Origin of the sequence: Leucobacter sp. NPDC058333 (assembly GCF_042726155.1) — a bacterium.
In the GTDB taxonomy this organism is placed as follows: Bacteria; Actinomycetota; Actinomycetes; order Actinomycetales; family Microbacteriaceae; genus Leucobacter.
Map to the genome: position 1 here is coordinate 72,823 of NZ_JBHXHV010000001.1, position 15,184 is coordinate 88,006.

Annotated in this window: 13 protein-coding genes; 7 read left to right on the top strand and 6 right to left on the bottom strand. The window is 67.2% G+C overall.

Going from position 1 to position 15,184, the window contains the following annotated elements; genetic code table 11:
* Positions 1-34: 34 nt before the first annotated feature.
* From ACFWHR_RS00350 to ACFWHR_RS00360, 3 genes are read right to left on the bottom strand one after another with little or no spacing between them, the layout of a single operon-like run.
* On the bottom strand, positions 35-814 hold the full coding sequence (locus tag ACFWHR_RS00350; RefSeq protein WP_382446281.1) for an amino acid ABC transporter ATP-binding protein: 780 nt from the start codon (positions 812-814) through the stop codon (positions 35-37).
* Positions 811-1,839 carry an amino acid ABC transporter permease gene (locus ACFWHR_RS00355; protein ID WP_382446282.1) on the bottom strand — a complete coding sequence of 343 codons (1,029 nt, stop codon included), beginning with the start codon at positions 1,837-1,839 and terminating at the stop codon, positions 811-813. The genes ACFWHR_RS00350 and ACFWHR_RS00355 overlap by 4 nt, the downstream gene beginning before the upstream one ends.
* A gap of 10 nt (positions 1,840-1,849) precedes the next feature.
* Positions 1,850-2,749 carry an ABC transporter substrate-binding protein gene (locus tag ACFWHR_RS00360; RefSeq protein WP_382446283.1) on the bottom strand — a complete coding sequence of 300 codons (900 nt, stop codon included), beginning with the start codon at positions 2,747-2,749 and terminating at the stop codon, positions 1,850-1,852.
* Positions 2,750-3,033: 284 nt separating this feature from the next.
* On the opposite strand from ACFWHR_RS00360, the gene ACFWHR_RS00365 reads away from it, so the two are divergent.
* Both ACFWHR_RS00365 and ACFWHR_RS00370 read left to right on the top strand, forming a co-directional pair.
* Positions 3,034-5,634: a LuxR C-terminal-related transcriptional regulator gene (locus ACFWHR_RS00365; RefSeq protein WP_382446284.1), complete on the top strand. Its 2,601-nt coding sequence runs from the start codon at positions 3,034-3,036 to the stop codon at positions 5,632-5,634.
* 4 nt (positions 5,635-5,638) lie between these two features.
* The gene (locus tag ACFWHR_RS00370; RefSeq protein WP_382446285.1) at positions 5,639-6,571 is read left to right on the top strand and encodes a methyltransferase family protein; all 933 of its coding nucleotides are present in this window, start codon (positions 5,639-5,641) and stop codon (positions 6,569-6,571) included.
* Positions 6,572-6,593: 22 nt separating this feature from the next.
* On the opposite strand, the gene ACFWHR_RS00375 is transcribed toward ACFWHR_RS00370, so the two are convergent.
* On the bottom strand, positions 6,594-6,977 hold the full coding sequence (locus tag ACFWHR_RS00375) for an MmcQ/YjbR family DNA-binding protein (RefSeq protein WP_382446286.1): 384 nt from the start codon (positions 6,975-6,977) through the stop codon (positions 6,594-6,596).
* A 212-nt stretch (positions 6,978-7,189) separates the two neighbouring features.
* On the opposite strand from ACFWHR_RS00375, the gene ACFWHR_RS00380 reads away from it, so the two are divergent.
* The 3 genes from ACFWHR_RS00380 to ACFWHR_RS00390 are packed head-to-tail and all read left to right on the top strand — an operon-like array spanning position 7,190 to position 11,229.
* Complete coding sequence (locus ACFWHR_RS00380) at positions 7,190-8,077, top strand: ABC transporter ATP-binding protein (RefSeq protein ID WP_382446287.1); 888 nt, start codon at positions 7,190-7,192, stop codon at positions 8,075-8,077.
* A 22-nt stretch (positions 8,078-8,099) separates the two neighbouring features.
* Positions 8,100-9,158 carry an iron-siderophore ABC transporter substrate-binding protein gene (locus tag ACFWHR_RS00385; protein ID WP_382446288.1) on the top strand — a complete coding sequence of 353 codons (1,059 nt, stop codon included), beginning with the start codon at positions 8,100-8,102 and terminating at the stop codon, positions 9,156-9,158.
* Positions 9,159-9,180: 22 nt separating this feature from the next.
* Positions 9,181-11,229, top strand: coding sequence for an iron ABC transporter permease (locus tag ACFWHR_RS00390; RefSeq protein WP_382446289.1), 2,049 nt, complete (start codon positions 9,181-9,183; stop codon positions 11,227-11,229).
* Here ACFWHR_RS00390 and ACFWHR_RS00395 read toward each other — a convergent pair.
* Both ACFWHR_RS00395 and ACFWHR_RS00400 read right to left on the bottom strand, forming a co-directional pair.
* Positions 11,193-11,999: an alpha/beta fold hydrolase gene (locus tag ACFWHR_RS00395; RefSeq protein WP_382446290.1), complete on the bottom strand. Its 807-nt coding sequence runs from the start codon at positions 11,997-11,999 to the stop codon at positions 11,193-11,195. The genes ACFWHR_RS00390 and ACFWHR_RS00395 overlap by 37 nt on opposite strands.
* 237 nt (positions 12,000-12,236) lie before the next feature.
* Positions 12,237-12,713: a hypothetical protein gene (locus tag ACFWHR_RS00400; RefSeq protein WP_382446291.1), complete on the bottom strand. Its 477-nt coding sequence runs from the start codon at positions 12,711-12,713 to the stop codon at positions 12,237-12,239.
* 139 nt (positions 12,714-12,852) lie between these two features.
* Between ACFWHR_RS00400 and ACFWHR_RS00405 the strand changes: the two genes are divergently transcribed.
* Positions 12,853-13,584, top strand: coding sequence for a response regulator transcription factor (locus ACFWHR_RS00405; RefSeq protein ID WP_382446292.1), 732 nt, complete (start codon positions 12,853-12,855; stop codon positions 13,582-13,584).
* Positions 13,581-15,152, top strand: a complete 1,572-nt coding sequence (locus ACFWHR_RS00410) for a sensor histidine kinase (protein WP_382446293.1) — start codon at positions 13,581-13,583, stop codon at positions 15,150-15,152. The genes ACFWHR_RS00405 and ACFWHR_RS00410 overlap by 4 nt, the downstream gene beginning before the upstream one ends.
* Positions 15,153-15,184 lie beyond the last annotated feature (32 nt).

Consider the following 15,184-nt stretch of genomic DNA (forward strand, 5'->3'; position numbering starts at 1 on the left):
ACGATCCTGCGTCGGTACTTCGGCGCGCGTGCGCCTACAGCACCTTCGACAGGAACGCCTTGGTGCGCTCACGCTGCGGATTGGTGAGCACGTCGGTCGGATCGCCCGATTCGACGACCACGCCGCCGTCCATGAACACGAGCTTGTCTGCGACCTCGCGCGCGAACCCCATCTCGTGCGTCACGACGATCATCGTCATGCCGCTCTCGGCGAGGCCCTTCATCACATCGAGCACCTCGCCAACGAGCTCGGGGTCAAGTGCCGAAGTCGGCTCATCGAAGAGCATCAGTTTCGGCTCCATCGCGAGCGCTCGGGCGATTGCGACGCGCTGCTGCTGCCCGCCCGACAGGTGCGCCGGGTAGTAATCGTGCCGCTCTGCTAGCCCGACTCGCGCCAGCAGCTCCATCGCGTGCGCCTTCAATTTCGCGCGATTGTTTTTCTTGAGCAGCGTCGGCGCGATCATCACGTTCTCGAGCGCGGTCAAGTGCGGGAAGAGGTTGAATCGCTGAAACACCATGCCGATGTCTCGGCGCTGCTCCGATGCTTCGCGCGGGTGCATCTCGTAAAGCTTGTCGCCTTTCTGGCGGTAGCCGACCAGCTCGCCGTCGACCGACAGCCGGCCAGCATTGACCGTTTCGAGGTGGTTGATGCACCTGAGGAAGGTGGACTTGCCCGACCCCGAGGGGCCGACGAGGCAGAGCACTTCGCCGCGCTGTACCTCGAGCGAGATGGACTTCAGTACGAGATTTGAGCCGTAGGCCTTTGACACACCCTCGGCCTTGACCATCGGCGTATCGGTCGCGTGAACGCTCATGCGCCACCCCCTCCGGGTCGGTTGTGCGGGGGCACGATCGTCTCTCCGCCGCCAGCACTCGGGTAGGTCGGGTGACTCTCGTCAGAGAGGCCGACGACGCCGATCGACTGCGTTTCAACCGTCGGCTTCATGACGTCGGGTCGCTGCGCCACGCCCTTCGCGAAGTGCTTCTCCAGGAAGTACTGGCCCACCATCAGAATCGAGGTGACCGCCAGGTACCAGATCGATGCAACGATCAGCATCGGCACCGGCTGGTAGGTGACCGCCGAAATGTCACGGGCACGACCGTAGAGGTCGAGCGTGAACGGCACCGCGGTCACGAGCGAAGTGGTCTTCAGCATCGAGATGACCTCGTTGCCGGTCGGGGGAATGATGACGCGCATCGCCTGCGGCAAAATGACGCGGCTCATCGTGTGCCACCATCCCAGGCCGAGAGCCGTCGCAGCCTCTTCTTGACCCTTGTCGACCGACAGCAGACCGGCGCGCACGATCTCGGCCATGTAGGCGGCCTCGTTCAGTGCAAGGCCGATCACGGCGAGGGTGAAGTAGCTCAGCAGGTCTTTCGTGTTCAACGAGAACGCGGCGTCGGTAAAGGGAATACCGAGCGTGACCGTCTTGTAGATCGTGGGAACGAGGCCCCAGAACACGAGCTGCACATACACGGGCGTACCGCGGAAGAGCCAGAGGAACACCCACGCGATCGACTTCACCACGGGGTTCGGCGATTGCCGCATCACGGCGATGGCGACACCGAGCACCACGGCGATGATCATTGAGTAGACCGTCAGCTGCAGTGCGTAGCCCGCGCCCGAAACAATGCGCACATCGAACAGGTACTTGCCGACCTCGCCCCAGTTGAACACGGGCCGATTGAACGCCGTGTCGTAGAGGAACAACGCCACGATAATGACGAGCACAACCGCGAAGACCGTGCGCCAGGGGTGTCTGAGTCGGATCGCCTCGATCGGCACCGACTCCTGGTGCGGGGCCTCGGGCCCCGCACCAGTTGAGTGGGATTCAGACATAGTTACGCAATCACTCCGTGCCAGCGTTGATGTCGGCCTGCTCCACGGCGCCGGCCTCAATGCCAGCGTCGGTGAGGATCTCGAGGTAGGTACCGTCGTCAATCAGCGACTGCAGCGCCGCTTGCACTGCCTTGGTGGTGTCGCTGCCCTTCTGAGTTGCGAAGCCATACGGCGCCGCATCGAAGACGTCGCCGACGGTTTCGAGCTTGTCACCAAGCTTGGCGACTGCGTCGCCGGTGACCGGCAGGTCGGCCGAGAACGCATCTGCACGGCCGTCGACGACGGCCTGGGTCACCTCGGGCTGGCCATCGAAGCGCAGCACCTCGATCGGCTCCTTGCCGGCGTCGGTGCACTCCTTCGACTTCGCGGGCAGCTCGTCGGTGTCTTGCACCGTGGTCGCCTGCACAGCGATGGTCAACCCGCACGCATTTGCGGGGTCGACGTCGGCACCGGTTGCGGCAGCCCACTGGGTGCCGGCGTTCAAGAAATCGACGAAGTCGACCGACTTCTGACGCTCAACGTTGTCGGTGAATGACGACGAACCCATGTCGAGCGCGCCCTCCTGAATACGGGGGATGATGCTGTCGAAGCCAAGGATCTCCCACTTCGGCTCAAGGCCGAGCTTCGCGGAGACCGCCTCGGCGAGCGTGACACCCCAGCCAACGGGGTTGCCGTCGGCGTCCTTGTACTCGTTCGGCGGGTACTCGGCATCGGTGCCGATGCGCAACTCGCCCGAATCCTTGAGTTCCTTCGGCAGCAGCGCAACCGCCGCGTCGTCCGCCTTGATCTCGGCTGACGGCTTGGAGTCGGTTGAACCCGAGCCGCTTTCGGAGTCTGCGTTGTTGACGCAGCCGGTCAGTGTCAGCACGGCCGCCGCGGCCAGTGCGGGAATTACATAACGAATCTTCATTGATTCCTCCAGGGATCGGAAGGGGCCGGGCGGTCCGGTCTGAATCTCGACCCCGAGCCTACTGTGCTCCTGTAACGGATCTGTGACAGAGTCTCTCCCCGGGTCCATACAGGGACTGCCGCGGAGGTCTCACTGCCGCGAGATTCCGCCCCGCGTACGAGTGCCGCGCCAGAGGTAACATTCCGGTTAAGCTGGGAACGGCTCCAGAACGAGCCGCCTGGCACGCGAAACCCCTCGGCCAGGTATTGCTGGTTCGGGTCGAACCGAACAGGTTTGGGGGCAGAGTGCCGGCGAACGTTGAGCTCATTGCGGGCCCCGCGGTCGAATCGCAGGGCAGGCTCCGCCGTGATGAACTCTTGCAGCGACTCAGTCGCGCGGCGCGCATCGTCGTCGTTAACGCCGAGCAGGGATCCGGCAAAACCGAGCTGATGTCACAGTGGCTGTCCCAGCAACCGTCTGCCGCGTGCGCGTGGGTGGCACTTGATGCCCACGCCAGCGACCCTCACGTGTTCTGGCTGCGCATTCTGCAAGCGATGAATTCGGCGCGACCCGAGACCTTCGGCGCGCTTGTGAACGATTTCGCGAGCGGGCGCATCCCGCCGCACGAGGCTCTCGCGCTCATCACCTCGGCCGCGATGCGCGACCCGCATCCGGTAACGCTCGCCATCGACGACCTTCACTACGCCGACGCGGAGCTACAAGAGCAGCTCGTGTCACTGCTGCGGCGCGCGCCGCACATGCGACTGTTCGCGACCTCGCGAACGAACTCCCGGTTCGAGATTCCACTGACCGCGGCCGGCCTCGACGTGACGCTCATCACCGCCACGGAGCTTGCATTCACGTCGGCCGAGCTCGCAGCAGTCGCATCGACGCTCCCGTATCAACTGTCGCACGCTGAACTCGCGGCTCTGCGGCGCTCGACGCACGGGCATCCGCTCGCCGTGCGCCTTGCGCTTTCCGTGATGACCAGCCTCTCGCGGGACGGCGCGCACCGCCCGACGACGCACGAGGTCACACGGGGCGTGGAGTCACTGCTCGCCGATTTCGCGCCCGCGTTCGAATCCGTCGCAGATCGCGAACTCGCCCTCGTCACCTCGCTCGTTCCGGAGGTCGACGAAGCACTTGCTGAGCGACTGGGCGGCATCTCGTCGTGGGCCGCCTTCGAACGTTTCACCCGGCTCGGGTACGGCCGACTGGCACGACAGCGGGGCCGCCCGGTGTTTCGCATGCACACGCTGACCACGACCGCGTTGCGTCCGCGAGCCATTGCAGAACTGCCCCCCGAGCGCGTCGCCGAAGTGCGACAGCTTGCCTTTGAGCAGCTGTACGACAAGGCCGACCCGATCGACACTCTCGAAATGCTCGTTGACGGCGGCATGGACCGCGCGATTTTCCCCCACTTCGTACGCAATTACTCGGAGATCAGCCCGAAGCGGGCCGACGAACTCGTCGCGATCACCGACGGCATTTCGCCAGAGCGGCTGGCCCGCGAGGGCACGATCCCGATCATGATTGCGGTGGCTCTGAGCGACTCATCGGTCGTACCCACGCCCCGGATGCGCGAACTGCTGCAGATCGGCATGCCGACGCTCGAGAATCGCGCCTCTGAGGCGCGCGGCGCGGCGGGGCGATTGCTGCTGCTCGCCAGATTCGCCGGGCTCCGCGCGAGCCGCGAATATGAGGCCGCGGTCGACGCCGGTGAAGAGTTCTTTCGGCAGAGCCCCATCGGCACACCGAGTTGGCGCTCGGGCATGCACGCCGCTCGCCTCGAGGTCATCGTCACCGAGGTGCTCGCTGCGCGCATCGCACACGTCTTCCCGCTCGCCGAAAAGCTCGTCAGCGACCCGCACCTCGGCCGTCAGGCGTACCTGCACTCGATTCTCGCGTTCGCCTACGCCCGCATGGGCGACATGCGCGCCACGAAGCGAGAACTGAGCGCGGTTGATGCAACGCGGCTCGGGTGGCAAGGATCGATGCCGAGCGTTGCGTGGCACCTCGCGAGCGCACTGCGTGCCGCGAGTCTCGGCCGGCACGACGCCGCGATCGAGATACTGCAGCCGGTGATCGAGCGGCTCGATGCGTACGAGCTGTGGCCCGGGATCGTGTGGACGCGCGGAATGGTGCGTCTCATGTCGGGTCAGGCAGCACACGGATTTCAAGAGCTCGACGCCGCCCTCTCCGAACGACAAGACATGCCGATCAGCGAGGGGTGGGCCGAGCAACTCCAAACGCTGCGCGGTGAGCTGCTACTGGCGACCGGCGACCTCGTTCGCGCGCGGGCGTCGCTCACGCACGACGGCACCGATCCCGCATCGCAACTCGCGCGCGCCCGGCTCGCGCTCCTTGCCTCCCAACCCTCAGAGGCGCTCGCGCGACTCGACGCGATCGACGCAGTGGAGTTCGGTTCGGTCGACGATATAGGCAGCGCAGCGCTCGGCAGCGCCGACGTGCTCTACCCAGCCCAGGTGGTGCAGCAGCAGTTCTTACGCGCCGCGGTGCACGCCAGGCAAGGCGACCCCGAAAGCGCGTCCACGCTCGCAACACAGGCGTTTCTTGCGCTCGACCGCCTCGACAATCGGCTGCCTCTGTCGTGGGTTCCGGCCGGCGATGTCGCCGTTATTCGCACGCTCGTGCCCGCCGATATCTGGCGCGCGCCGTCTGGCAGCCCGTTCGCGAGTGACGAGGTGATGCTCGAAGAGCTCTCCAAGCGCGAAGCGCTCGTGCTGCTCGAACTCGCGCGGGGCGGATCGATCGACGATATTGCTGGCGAGCTGCATGTGTCGTCAAACACGATCAAGACGCAAACCCGCAGCATCTACAAGAAGCTCAAGGTGTCGAGCCGGGCCGAGGCCCTGATCCGGGCGCGTCAGATGGGTCTCGTGTAGACGCGTGTTCACGCGCGCAACCGGCCGCTGGTACTTCGCGGCGCAGACCCTCGCCGGGGTCGCGTGGTGGGTGTCGGTCTTCACCGTGCCGTGGGTGCGCGAAGCGACGCTCGGCGATCTCAACCCCGCACTGGTCGCTGCGTTCGATCTGCCGCTGTTCGTCGGCGCGTCGGCGCTCGCGGCCTTCGGTGCGAGATGGGCCATCTGGATCGTCACCCCGTGGACCGCGCTCGTGACCGCCGGTATGGCGCTCTACGCCACGATCACCGGGCTAGCCGGGTGGGGCGCAGCCGCGATGATTGCCGCGACGGTGGGCAGCGTCGGGGCGGCATTTCTCGTGTGGTGCAAGCGAATGCCCACCGAGCGCCTGCTCGTCGGCCCGTTCGCGTTCCGCGAGGCCTCGGCCGCGGAGCCCCGCGGACACGTGGCACGCACGGCGCGTCAGATCGTGGTCTTCTGGGGGCTATTCCTTGTTGTGATCCCGACCTGCATTGCTCTTCTCGAAGCACGCTGGGGGCTGCGTCTCGACTGGACCGCTGGCGCGCTCGTTGGCATTCGCGTGATCGGCGCGGTGCTACTCACGGCAGCCAGCGCGCTCGGCATCTGGTCGGCGCTCGCCATGTCTACGCGCGGCGATGGCACGCCGCTCCCGTCGGCCACCGCACGCCGCCTGGTTATCGCGGGGCCCTACCGCTGGGTGCGCAACCCGATGGCACTCGCTGGTATTGCGCAGGGCGTGGCGGTCGGGCTGATGCTCGGTTCGTGGTGTGTGGTGATCTACGCAATCGCGGGGTCGTTCTTCTGGAACTGGGTCATTCGGCCGCACGAGGAGGCGGACCTGCAGTCTCGGTTCGGCGAGCAATTCGAGCACTACGCGGATCGCGTCGCCTGCTGGGTGCCTCACCGCCCGACGGTGGATGCGAGTCGCGCGCTGTAGCAACGAGAGTGTCGTAACCGGGTCAGTCGCGTCTGCCGAACGTGGCCGGGTCGACTGGCCTGGCGTGCTTCGGAAGCGTCTCGATCACCTGCAGATACGACTCGGTCACGAGGTCGTCGAGCAGTTCGGCGTCGAGCACACCGCCCGCAGACACCGTAATCCAGTGCTTCTTGTTCATGTGGTAACCGGGCACGATCTCGGGATAGGCCTCACGCAGCGCGTTTGCGTCGGCCGGCGCCGCCTTGAGCGTGACGATCTCTGACCCCTGCAGTGTGGAGCACAGCATGAACACCTTGCCGCGCACCTTGTACACGTCGATCTCTGGCGCGAACGGGTGCTCAAGCACTGCGCCAGGCAGTTCTTCAGCTCGCGCTGCGGCGCGCTCGTGCAACTGGGTTCCGTCCATGGATTGATTCTCCACCATGCCACCGACATCGCCCACGTACGTTGCTCACGAACTCGGCCCATACTCGTCGTCTGAATCACCATCAGAGAGCACATCGCAATTGCAGAGAAACCCGGCCGCGGTCTAGTCTGATGTAAGCAAGGCTGTCCTAAGTTGCGACGCGCAACCGACTCGGAGGCGCCTCGCATTCACCCGCTATCAGAATTCTTCGCATGCCCTCAGCAGCCTCCAGTCGCACGTCACGCGTGCCCGTCGCCTTGCACGGCGAGCACCTCGATCTGCACTACGGCAAGCACCAGGTCGTTCACGAAGTCTCTATTTCCCTCGAACCCGGCCGCGCGACCGCACTCATCGGGCCCAATGGCAGCGGCAAATCGACCCTGTTGCGTGCGCTCGCACGGTTGCACCCCGCGCCGAACGGCGCAGTGTCGATCAGCGGGGGCACGCACGATACATCGGCGCCCGCCCGCCCTATGTCCATGCTCACTGCCCGACAGTTCGCGCACGAGGTAACACTCTTCTCCCAGTCTCGGCCCGCACCGCAGGGACTGACAGTCGGCGAAGTCGTCGCGTTCGGCCGCCACCCGCACCGCCGCCGCTTCGCGGGTCTCAACGACGCGGATCGGCGCGCGATCGACCATGCGCTCGGCGCCACGGGGGTACGCGACATGGCGGAGCGCCCCGTCGGCGAACTATCGGGGGGCGAGATGCAGCGCGTCTGGCTCGCGGCGTGTGTCGCACAAGAAACGGGTGCTGTACTGCTCGATGAGCCGACCAACCACCTTGACCTGCGCTTCCAGATCGAGACACTCGATCTGGTTCGTGACCTCGTTGAAGAGACGGGCGTCGCTGTCGGCATCGTGCTGCACGACCTCGACCACGCAGCGCGCGTCGCCGACCACGTGATCCTGATGGACCGGGGCCGCATTCGAGCCTCGGGCCTCCCCGCCGAGGTACTCACGCCCGAGCACCTCACGGAGGTGTACGGCATTCCCGTCGACGTCGAGATCGATGGCAGCACGGGGCGCATCCGCATCGACCCCGTCGGCCGCCACGAGGCTCGCACCGCCCCCATTGCCACGACCGCCCGGTCGCTCTGACCACCCCTCCGAAAGGACACCCATGATTCGTCCCCTGCGCACTGCAGTTGCCGGTGCCGCCATCACGCTCATTGCCCTGACCGCCGCGGGCTGCGGCACCACCGCGGTCGAGTCGAGTGCCGGTGATGGCCCGCAAGCAACGTCTGAGGCCTGCCAGAACGACACCTCCGCGACCGCGACCGGACCCGTCGAGATCACCGACGGGGTGGGGCGCACCGTGAAGCTCGACGCTCCGGCTCAGCGCGTCGCGGTGCTCGAGTGGCAGCAGGTCGAAGACGCGCTGACGCTGTGCGTCGCACCGGTCGCCGTCTCTGACCCCGAGGGCTACAGCACGTGGGTGAGCGCCGAGAAGCTCCCGGAAAACGTGGTCGACCTTGGCACCCGCGGCGAGCCCGACCTCGACGCGCTGTACGGGGCGGATCCGGATCTCATCATTGTCGAGGCATTCGACGCCGACGCCGACATCGTGCGCACCCTCGAGAAAGAGAGCGACGTGCCCGTGCTCGTGACGGTCGGCGCAGACACCAAGGATCCGATCGGCAACATGAAGCAGGTGTTCACGCTCATCGCCGAGGCCACGGGCCGCACCGATCGCGCCGATGAGGTGCTCGCTGACTTCGACCAGCACCTCGCTGATGCGAAGCAGAAGGTCTCGAAGGCCGACCTGCCAACGACCGACTTCGTGTTCTTCGACGGCTGGGTCGAGGGCAGCAATCTGATCGTGCGCCCGTACGGCGAGGGTGCGCTGTTCACCGCCTTTGGCGAGGAACTCGGCCTCACTCCCGCGTGGACGAGCGACATCGACAAGGCCTACGGCAGCGGCGGCGTCGACCCCGCCTATGGGCTCGCGCAGACCGATCTCGAGGGACTGACCGCTGTGGGTAACGCCAACCTGTTCTACTCGAAGGACGAGGAGGGCGGGTACACCGACGAACTCGAAAAGAGCTCGATTTGGACGTCGCTGCCGGCGGTTACCGAGGGTCGCGCCCACGCGTTCCCGGCCGGTGTCTGGGGCGCTGGCGGTCCGCTCTCGGGTGAGCAGGCTGTCGACGCCTTCGTCGACGTGATTCTGCAGAAGTAACCCGACGACGATGACGATGACGATGACGATGAACAGGAGCAGGAGCTCGCGCGGTGTCGGCGTGCTCCTTGCCCTGCTTATCGCCGTCGTGACCGTCGGCGCATGGCACGTCACGCAGGGCACCTCTGGCGTCGGGGTATGGGACCTGATTCGCTACGCGGGCGGTGCCCGCGAGACAGTCGGCGGCGTTCCCGTCGGCGACGTCCTCACCGGGTCGCGCCTACCGCGGCTAGCCGCCGGGGTCGCCGTCGGCTTCGCACTGGGCGCAGCCGGCGCGCTGCTGCAGTCGATCACCCGCAACCAGCTCGCCTCCCCCGATACGCTCGCCGTCACCGCGGGCTCCTACTTCGCGCTCTCGGCAGTCGCGGCCTTCGGCCTGACGCTCCCGCTCTGGGCATCGGGCGGCGTCGCGTTCGTCGGCGGGCTGCTGGCTGCCGCGCTGGTGCTCGCGCTCTCGGGCGCCAGCACGAGTACGACGCGCCTGATCCTCGCCGGATCCGCGCTCGCAATGGCACTGGACGCCGGTACCGCGATGCTGCTGATCCTGTTCTCGGAGAACACGACGGGTCTCTTTGCGTGGGGCAGCGGCTCGCTCGCGCAGCTGAACATCGACGCGTCGCTGCGGGCGCTTCCGCTGATTGCCGTGGTGATAGCCGCTGCGTTGCTGCTCGCCCGCCGCCTCGATGTGCTCGGCCTCGGCGACGACACCGCGTCGGCGCTCGGCGTGCCGATCCGTTCGACCCGCCTCGTCGCTGTGCTCTGCGCGGTGCTGCTCACGAGCACCGCCGTAATGCTCGCCGGACCCATTGCCTTCGTCGGCCTCGGCGCTCCCGTGCTCGCGCGGTTGATCGCGGCACAGGTGCCGGCGCTCACCCGGCACATCCTGCTGATTCCGACCTCTGGCCTGATCGGTGCGCTGCTCGTGCTGCTCGCCGACACCGGCCTGCGCGCGCTGCTCGGCGCGGAGGGCGCCACGTCGGTGCCCACCGGCATCCCGACCGCGCTGCTCGGCGCGGCGGTCATCGTCGTCCTCGCACTGCGGATGCGCGATGCGGGCGGCGTGCGCACTCCGCCCCAGGCGCGGGCCCCCGGTCGATCCCGAAAGCGCCTCGTCACCGTCGTCGGCGTCTGCGCGATACTCCTCGTCGTCGCGGCCCTCGTCGGCCTGCTCGCGGGGAGCCTCTGGCTGCGCACCGGCGACCTCGTACTCTGGGCCCAGGGCCTCGCCCCCGACCTGATTACGCGCGCGGTCGACGAGCGGGTACCGCGGGTCGCCGCCGCACTCCTCGCCGGGGCAGCCCTCGCACTCTCCGGCACCATCGTGCAATCGACCGTGCGCAATCCGCTGGCAGAGCCGGGCCTGCTGGGGATCACGGCGGGCGCCGGGCTCGGAGCAGTCGTCGCGGTGACCTCAGGCGGCGGCAGGCCGCTACTCATCACGCTGGCACTGGTCTTCGGGCTCGCCACGTTCGGCCTGATCGCGCTGCTGTCGTGGCGCGGCGGCATGCTGCCGGATCGCTTCGTGCTCATCGGCATCGGGTGCGGGTACGGGCTGAGCGCGCTCAGCACGTTCCTGCTGCTGCGCGCTGACCCCTGGAATGCGCCGCGCATTCTCACGTGGCTGTCGGGTACCACCTACGGTCGCACGCTCCCCGATGTGCTGCCGGTGGCGTGTGCCCTGGTGATCGCCCTGCCGATCCTCATCGGACTGCGCCGTCACCTCGATCTCCTCATGATCGACGACGACACCCCGCGGATGCTCGGCATCAGACTCGAAAAGACCCGGTTCCTGCTGCTCGCGATCGCGGCTGCCCTCGCGGCCGTCAGCGTCGTGGCGGTCGGCGTCATCGGCTTCGTCGGGCTGGTGGCCCCGCACCTTGCTCGCGCCATCGTGGGGGCGAGGCACACCCGCGTCATTCCCGTGGCGATGCTGCTCGGCGGGCTGCTGGTGTGCGTCGCGGACACCCTCGGACGCACGCTCATTTCCCCCGCACAGCTGCCGGCCGGGCTCATGCTCGCGCTGATCGGGGCGCCCTACTTCGTGTGGCTGCTGCGCCGCTCAGCGTCGTAAAACGCCAGAATCATGTCGGCGATCAGCATCGCTTGCTGGTTCACCAGGCCGTGATCAGTGCCGGGCACGATGCCGAGCCGGGCGTTCGGGAGCGCCGCAGCGATCCGCAGGCTGTGCAGCGGGCGCACGGTATCGCGGTCACCCGAAATGATGAGGGTCGGCGAGGTCGCGCTCGCGAGCTCGGCCGGATCAATGTGCGGTTCGGTCGTCCACAGGCGAACGCACTTGTCCCAGACGACATCGATGTGGGCCGGGCCATCGGGTGACAGGCGCGCATAGGCGCTGCGCTCCGCGCTGACGGCTTGTGGCGCTGCGTCGTGGCTCGACGCGACCGGCAAATCGGGCAGGATCGGCCCATTGACTGCGGGATCGCGGTCATACGCGGACGGGTCCAGATTCGCGCTGATCGCCGCGAGCGAGCGCACGCGCGCCGGGTGCTGCATTGCGAGCATGAGCCCGATGATGGCGCCGTCGCTATAGCCGACGACGTGGGCATCGGAGAGCTCGTGCGCGTCAAGAAATGCCAGCGCGTCGGTCACACCGCGCTCGTAGGAGTAGTCCCCTGCGATGTCCGCGGATCGGCCGTGGCCAGGGCGCTCGTAGGCGTACACACGGTGCTCGGCGGCGAGCGCTTCAGCGATGGGCGCGAGCGATTCGAGCGAACAGAATCCCCCGTGGAGCACGAGCACGGGCTCGCCCTCGCCCGCGCCCTCACCCTCGCCCGAGATTTCCGTGTACAGGTCTCTACCGTTGACGTGCACGTACCCCATCCGTTTTCCCTCCGCCCGATCACCGTGTCTACCCGCGGCCTACAGCGTAGTCCGCTGCGCGGCGCTGGCTCGGGCGAGCCAGCCCGCCGAACCCCTAGCCGCTCGCCGAACCCCTCCCACAATTGCGTGTTTTCGCTAGGGACTCGGCACGCTGCAAGGGGCTCAGCGAACACGGACGGGCTCAGCGAACACAGAGGGGCCCAGCGAGCACAGAGGGCGAGCCAGCCCGCCGAACCCCTAGCGCCAGCCCGCGGCCAGCGCTCGGAGCTTGCGGCCGCGGGCGCGCCACATGAGTGCGAACACCGGGCGCATCAGCGGGGCGACGGCGCCGCCAATGTGCAGTTCGTCCGTCCAGACGGCTCGCTGCTCGGAGGCGCGCGATCGCGAGATCGTGATCTCGTGCCGCCAGCTCGTGAGCAGGGCGAGCGGTCCGGCAAGGGGCTGACCGTGATCCCGCATTGTTTTGGGCCAGTCAGCACCCGAGGCCGCCGCGAGATCGGTGATGCGGATCAGCTGCGCCCCCACCGGCACCAGGCCGAGCACCGTGAGTCGCACGCGCATTTCGACGCCCGTTGCGAGCGCCTCTGGCACGTCGCCCCGCGGCTGCAGGGTGAGCAGCGGCGCATACAGCTCCGCCATCACGGCCGGGTCGTGCAGGGCACGCCAGGCGGCGTCGGGCGGGCAGGCGGCCTCGAACTCTGTACGAATGCGCATGGGTCAAGTCTGCCCGGTTCGGTCGCAAAACCGCCCAAATATTGCCCAACGCCAAGAGCTTGCCCAGGGGCGCATAAGTACCGTGCAAAATCGGTGAAAAACAAAGCGAGTTACCGTGCGCATGGGACAAACTGGTCGCATGAGCACCCCCGCGCCCCCGCAGCGATTCACCCGCATCGATGGTTCCCCGGTTCGCGCCGTCGTCGTAGATGACGAACGCAATCTCACCGAGCTGCTCACGATGGCGCTGACCGCCGAGGGGTGGCTCGTCGAGAGCGCCGCGAACGGCCAGGAGGCGCTGAACGTCATTCGCGAGCACGCCCCAGACGTCGTTGTACTCGACGTCATGATGCCGGGAATCGACGGGCTCGATGTGCTGCGGCGGCTGCGGGCCGCTGGCAACGACGTCCCCGTGCTGTTCCTCACGGCGAAAGACGCCGTCGACGATCGCATCGAGGCGATCACGGCGGGTGGCGACGACTACGTGACGAAGCCGTTCAATCTGCAGGAGGTCATCGCGCGCTTGCGCGGCATGGCTCGCCGCTACGTCGGGGTGACCGGCGACGACGGCCCTCTCGTCGTCGGAGACCTCACGCTCGACGATCGCAGCTACGAGGTGCAGCGCGGGGGCGTGCCCGTGAAATTGACCGCCAAGGAGTTCGATCTGCTGCGCTACCTGATGCAAAACCAGCGCCAGGTGCTCACCCGCGCGCAGATTCTCGAGAACGTGTGGAGCTACGACTTCGGCGGAAAATCGGGTGTCGTTGAGATCTACATTTCGTATCTCCGCAAGAAGCTCGACGCGCTCGGGCCGGCACTCATCCATACCGTGCGGAGCGTGGGCTACACCATTAAACCGGCCGACGCATGAGCGCACTCGCCTCTCCCCGTCAATGGTCGCTGCGTCGCCGCCTCTTCGCGGGCACCACACTGCTCGTACTCGTGACGCTGCTGTTTTCGGGCGTCGCGACGGTGCTGACGCTGCGCGCATCGCTCTACGATCGCCTCGACACCGATGTGCGTATGGGGCTGAAGTTCGCGACATCACCCGATCAGTTCAACCCCGACGCGGGCTCCAACGCCGCGGGCTCCAACGCCGCGGGCTCCAATGACACAGGATCCAACGCCGCCAGCCCCGGATCGGGCGATGCGGCGTCGTCCGGCACCAACGGCCCGCAAGACGCAGGCCGCGGGCAACGACTCGACACACTCGAAATCGTGATCGCCGCTGATGGCTCCGTCTCGAGTTCTTCATACGTGTCGCGCGACGGCACGACGACCTCGCTCACGGCGACACAGGTCGAAGCCGTCACGGACGCGATCACCGGGAGTGCGGCTCCGACCACGGTGGATCTCGGCGGCACGCTGGGCGACTTCCGCGTCGTCTCAGAGTCGGCACACGGCTCGACGGTCGTGTCTGGCATGTCGACGAGCGGGGTGACGGCGACGCTGGCATCGCTCATCGCGATCCTGGTCGTGGTGACCATTGCGGCGCTCGCCATAGCGGGCGCCGGCATCGCGTGGCTCGTAACCGTGTCGCTGAGGCCGCTGCGCCGCGTCGCGGACACCGCCGAGCGCGTCGCCCAGCGACCGCTCGCGGTCGGTGCGGTGACGCTGCCGGAGCGCGCCGAACTCACGGAGGACCCGCGCACCGAGGTGGGCCGAGTTGGCGCAGCGCTCGATACGCTGCTCAATCACGTCGAGGCGGCGCTCGGCGCTCGGCAAGAGAGTGAGGATCGGCTGCGCACGTTCATCGCCGATGCCAGCCACGAGCTGCGCACCCCGCTCGCGTCGATTCGCGGCTACGCGCAACTCGCCCACTCCGAGGCGGCCGAGATGACACAGACGCAGGAGCGATCGTTCGACCGTATCGAGTCTGAGGCCGAGCGCATGGGGGTATTGGTTGAAGACCTGCTGCTGCTCGCCCGGCTCGACTCCGGCCAGAAGTTGCGCCGCGAGCCCGTCGACGTGACGATGCTCGCGATCGAAACCGTCAGCGACGCCCACGCTGCGATGCCCGATCACGAGTGGATCGTCGATGTCGATGAGCCCGTCGAGGTCGACGGCGACGACCAGCGCATTCGCCAGGTACTCATCAATCTGCTCGGCAATGCGGGCAAGTACACCCCGGCGGGCACCCGGGTGACGGTGTCGGTGACGGCGGCGGTGACAGGCGCTGCGGGATCAGCAACCATCACAGTTGCCGACGATGGTCCCGGGATCGACCCGGCGCTCGTGCCCCGCCTCTTCGACCGCTTTTCGCGCGGCGATACAGCGCGAAACCGCGATGCTGGCAGCACGGGTTTGGGGCTCTCGATCGCGGCGGCGATCGTGCAGGAGCACGGCGGCACGATCGACGTGGCGAGCGACGCCTCTGGCACGAAGTTCACGATCGTGCTGCCACGGAGCGGCGCTGCGCCGGCCGTCCTGGTCGGGTAGCGGCGGCGAACGTTACGGGGGGACGCCGCGTA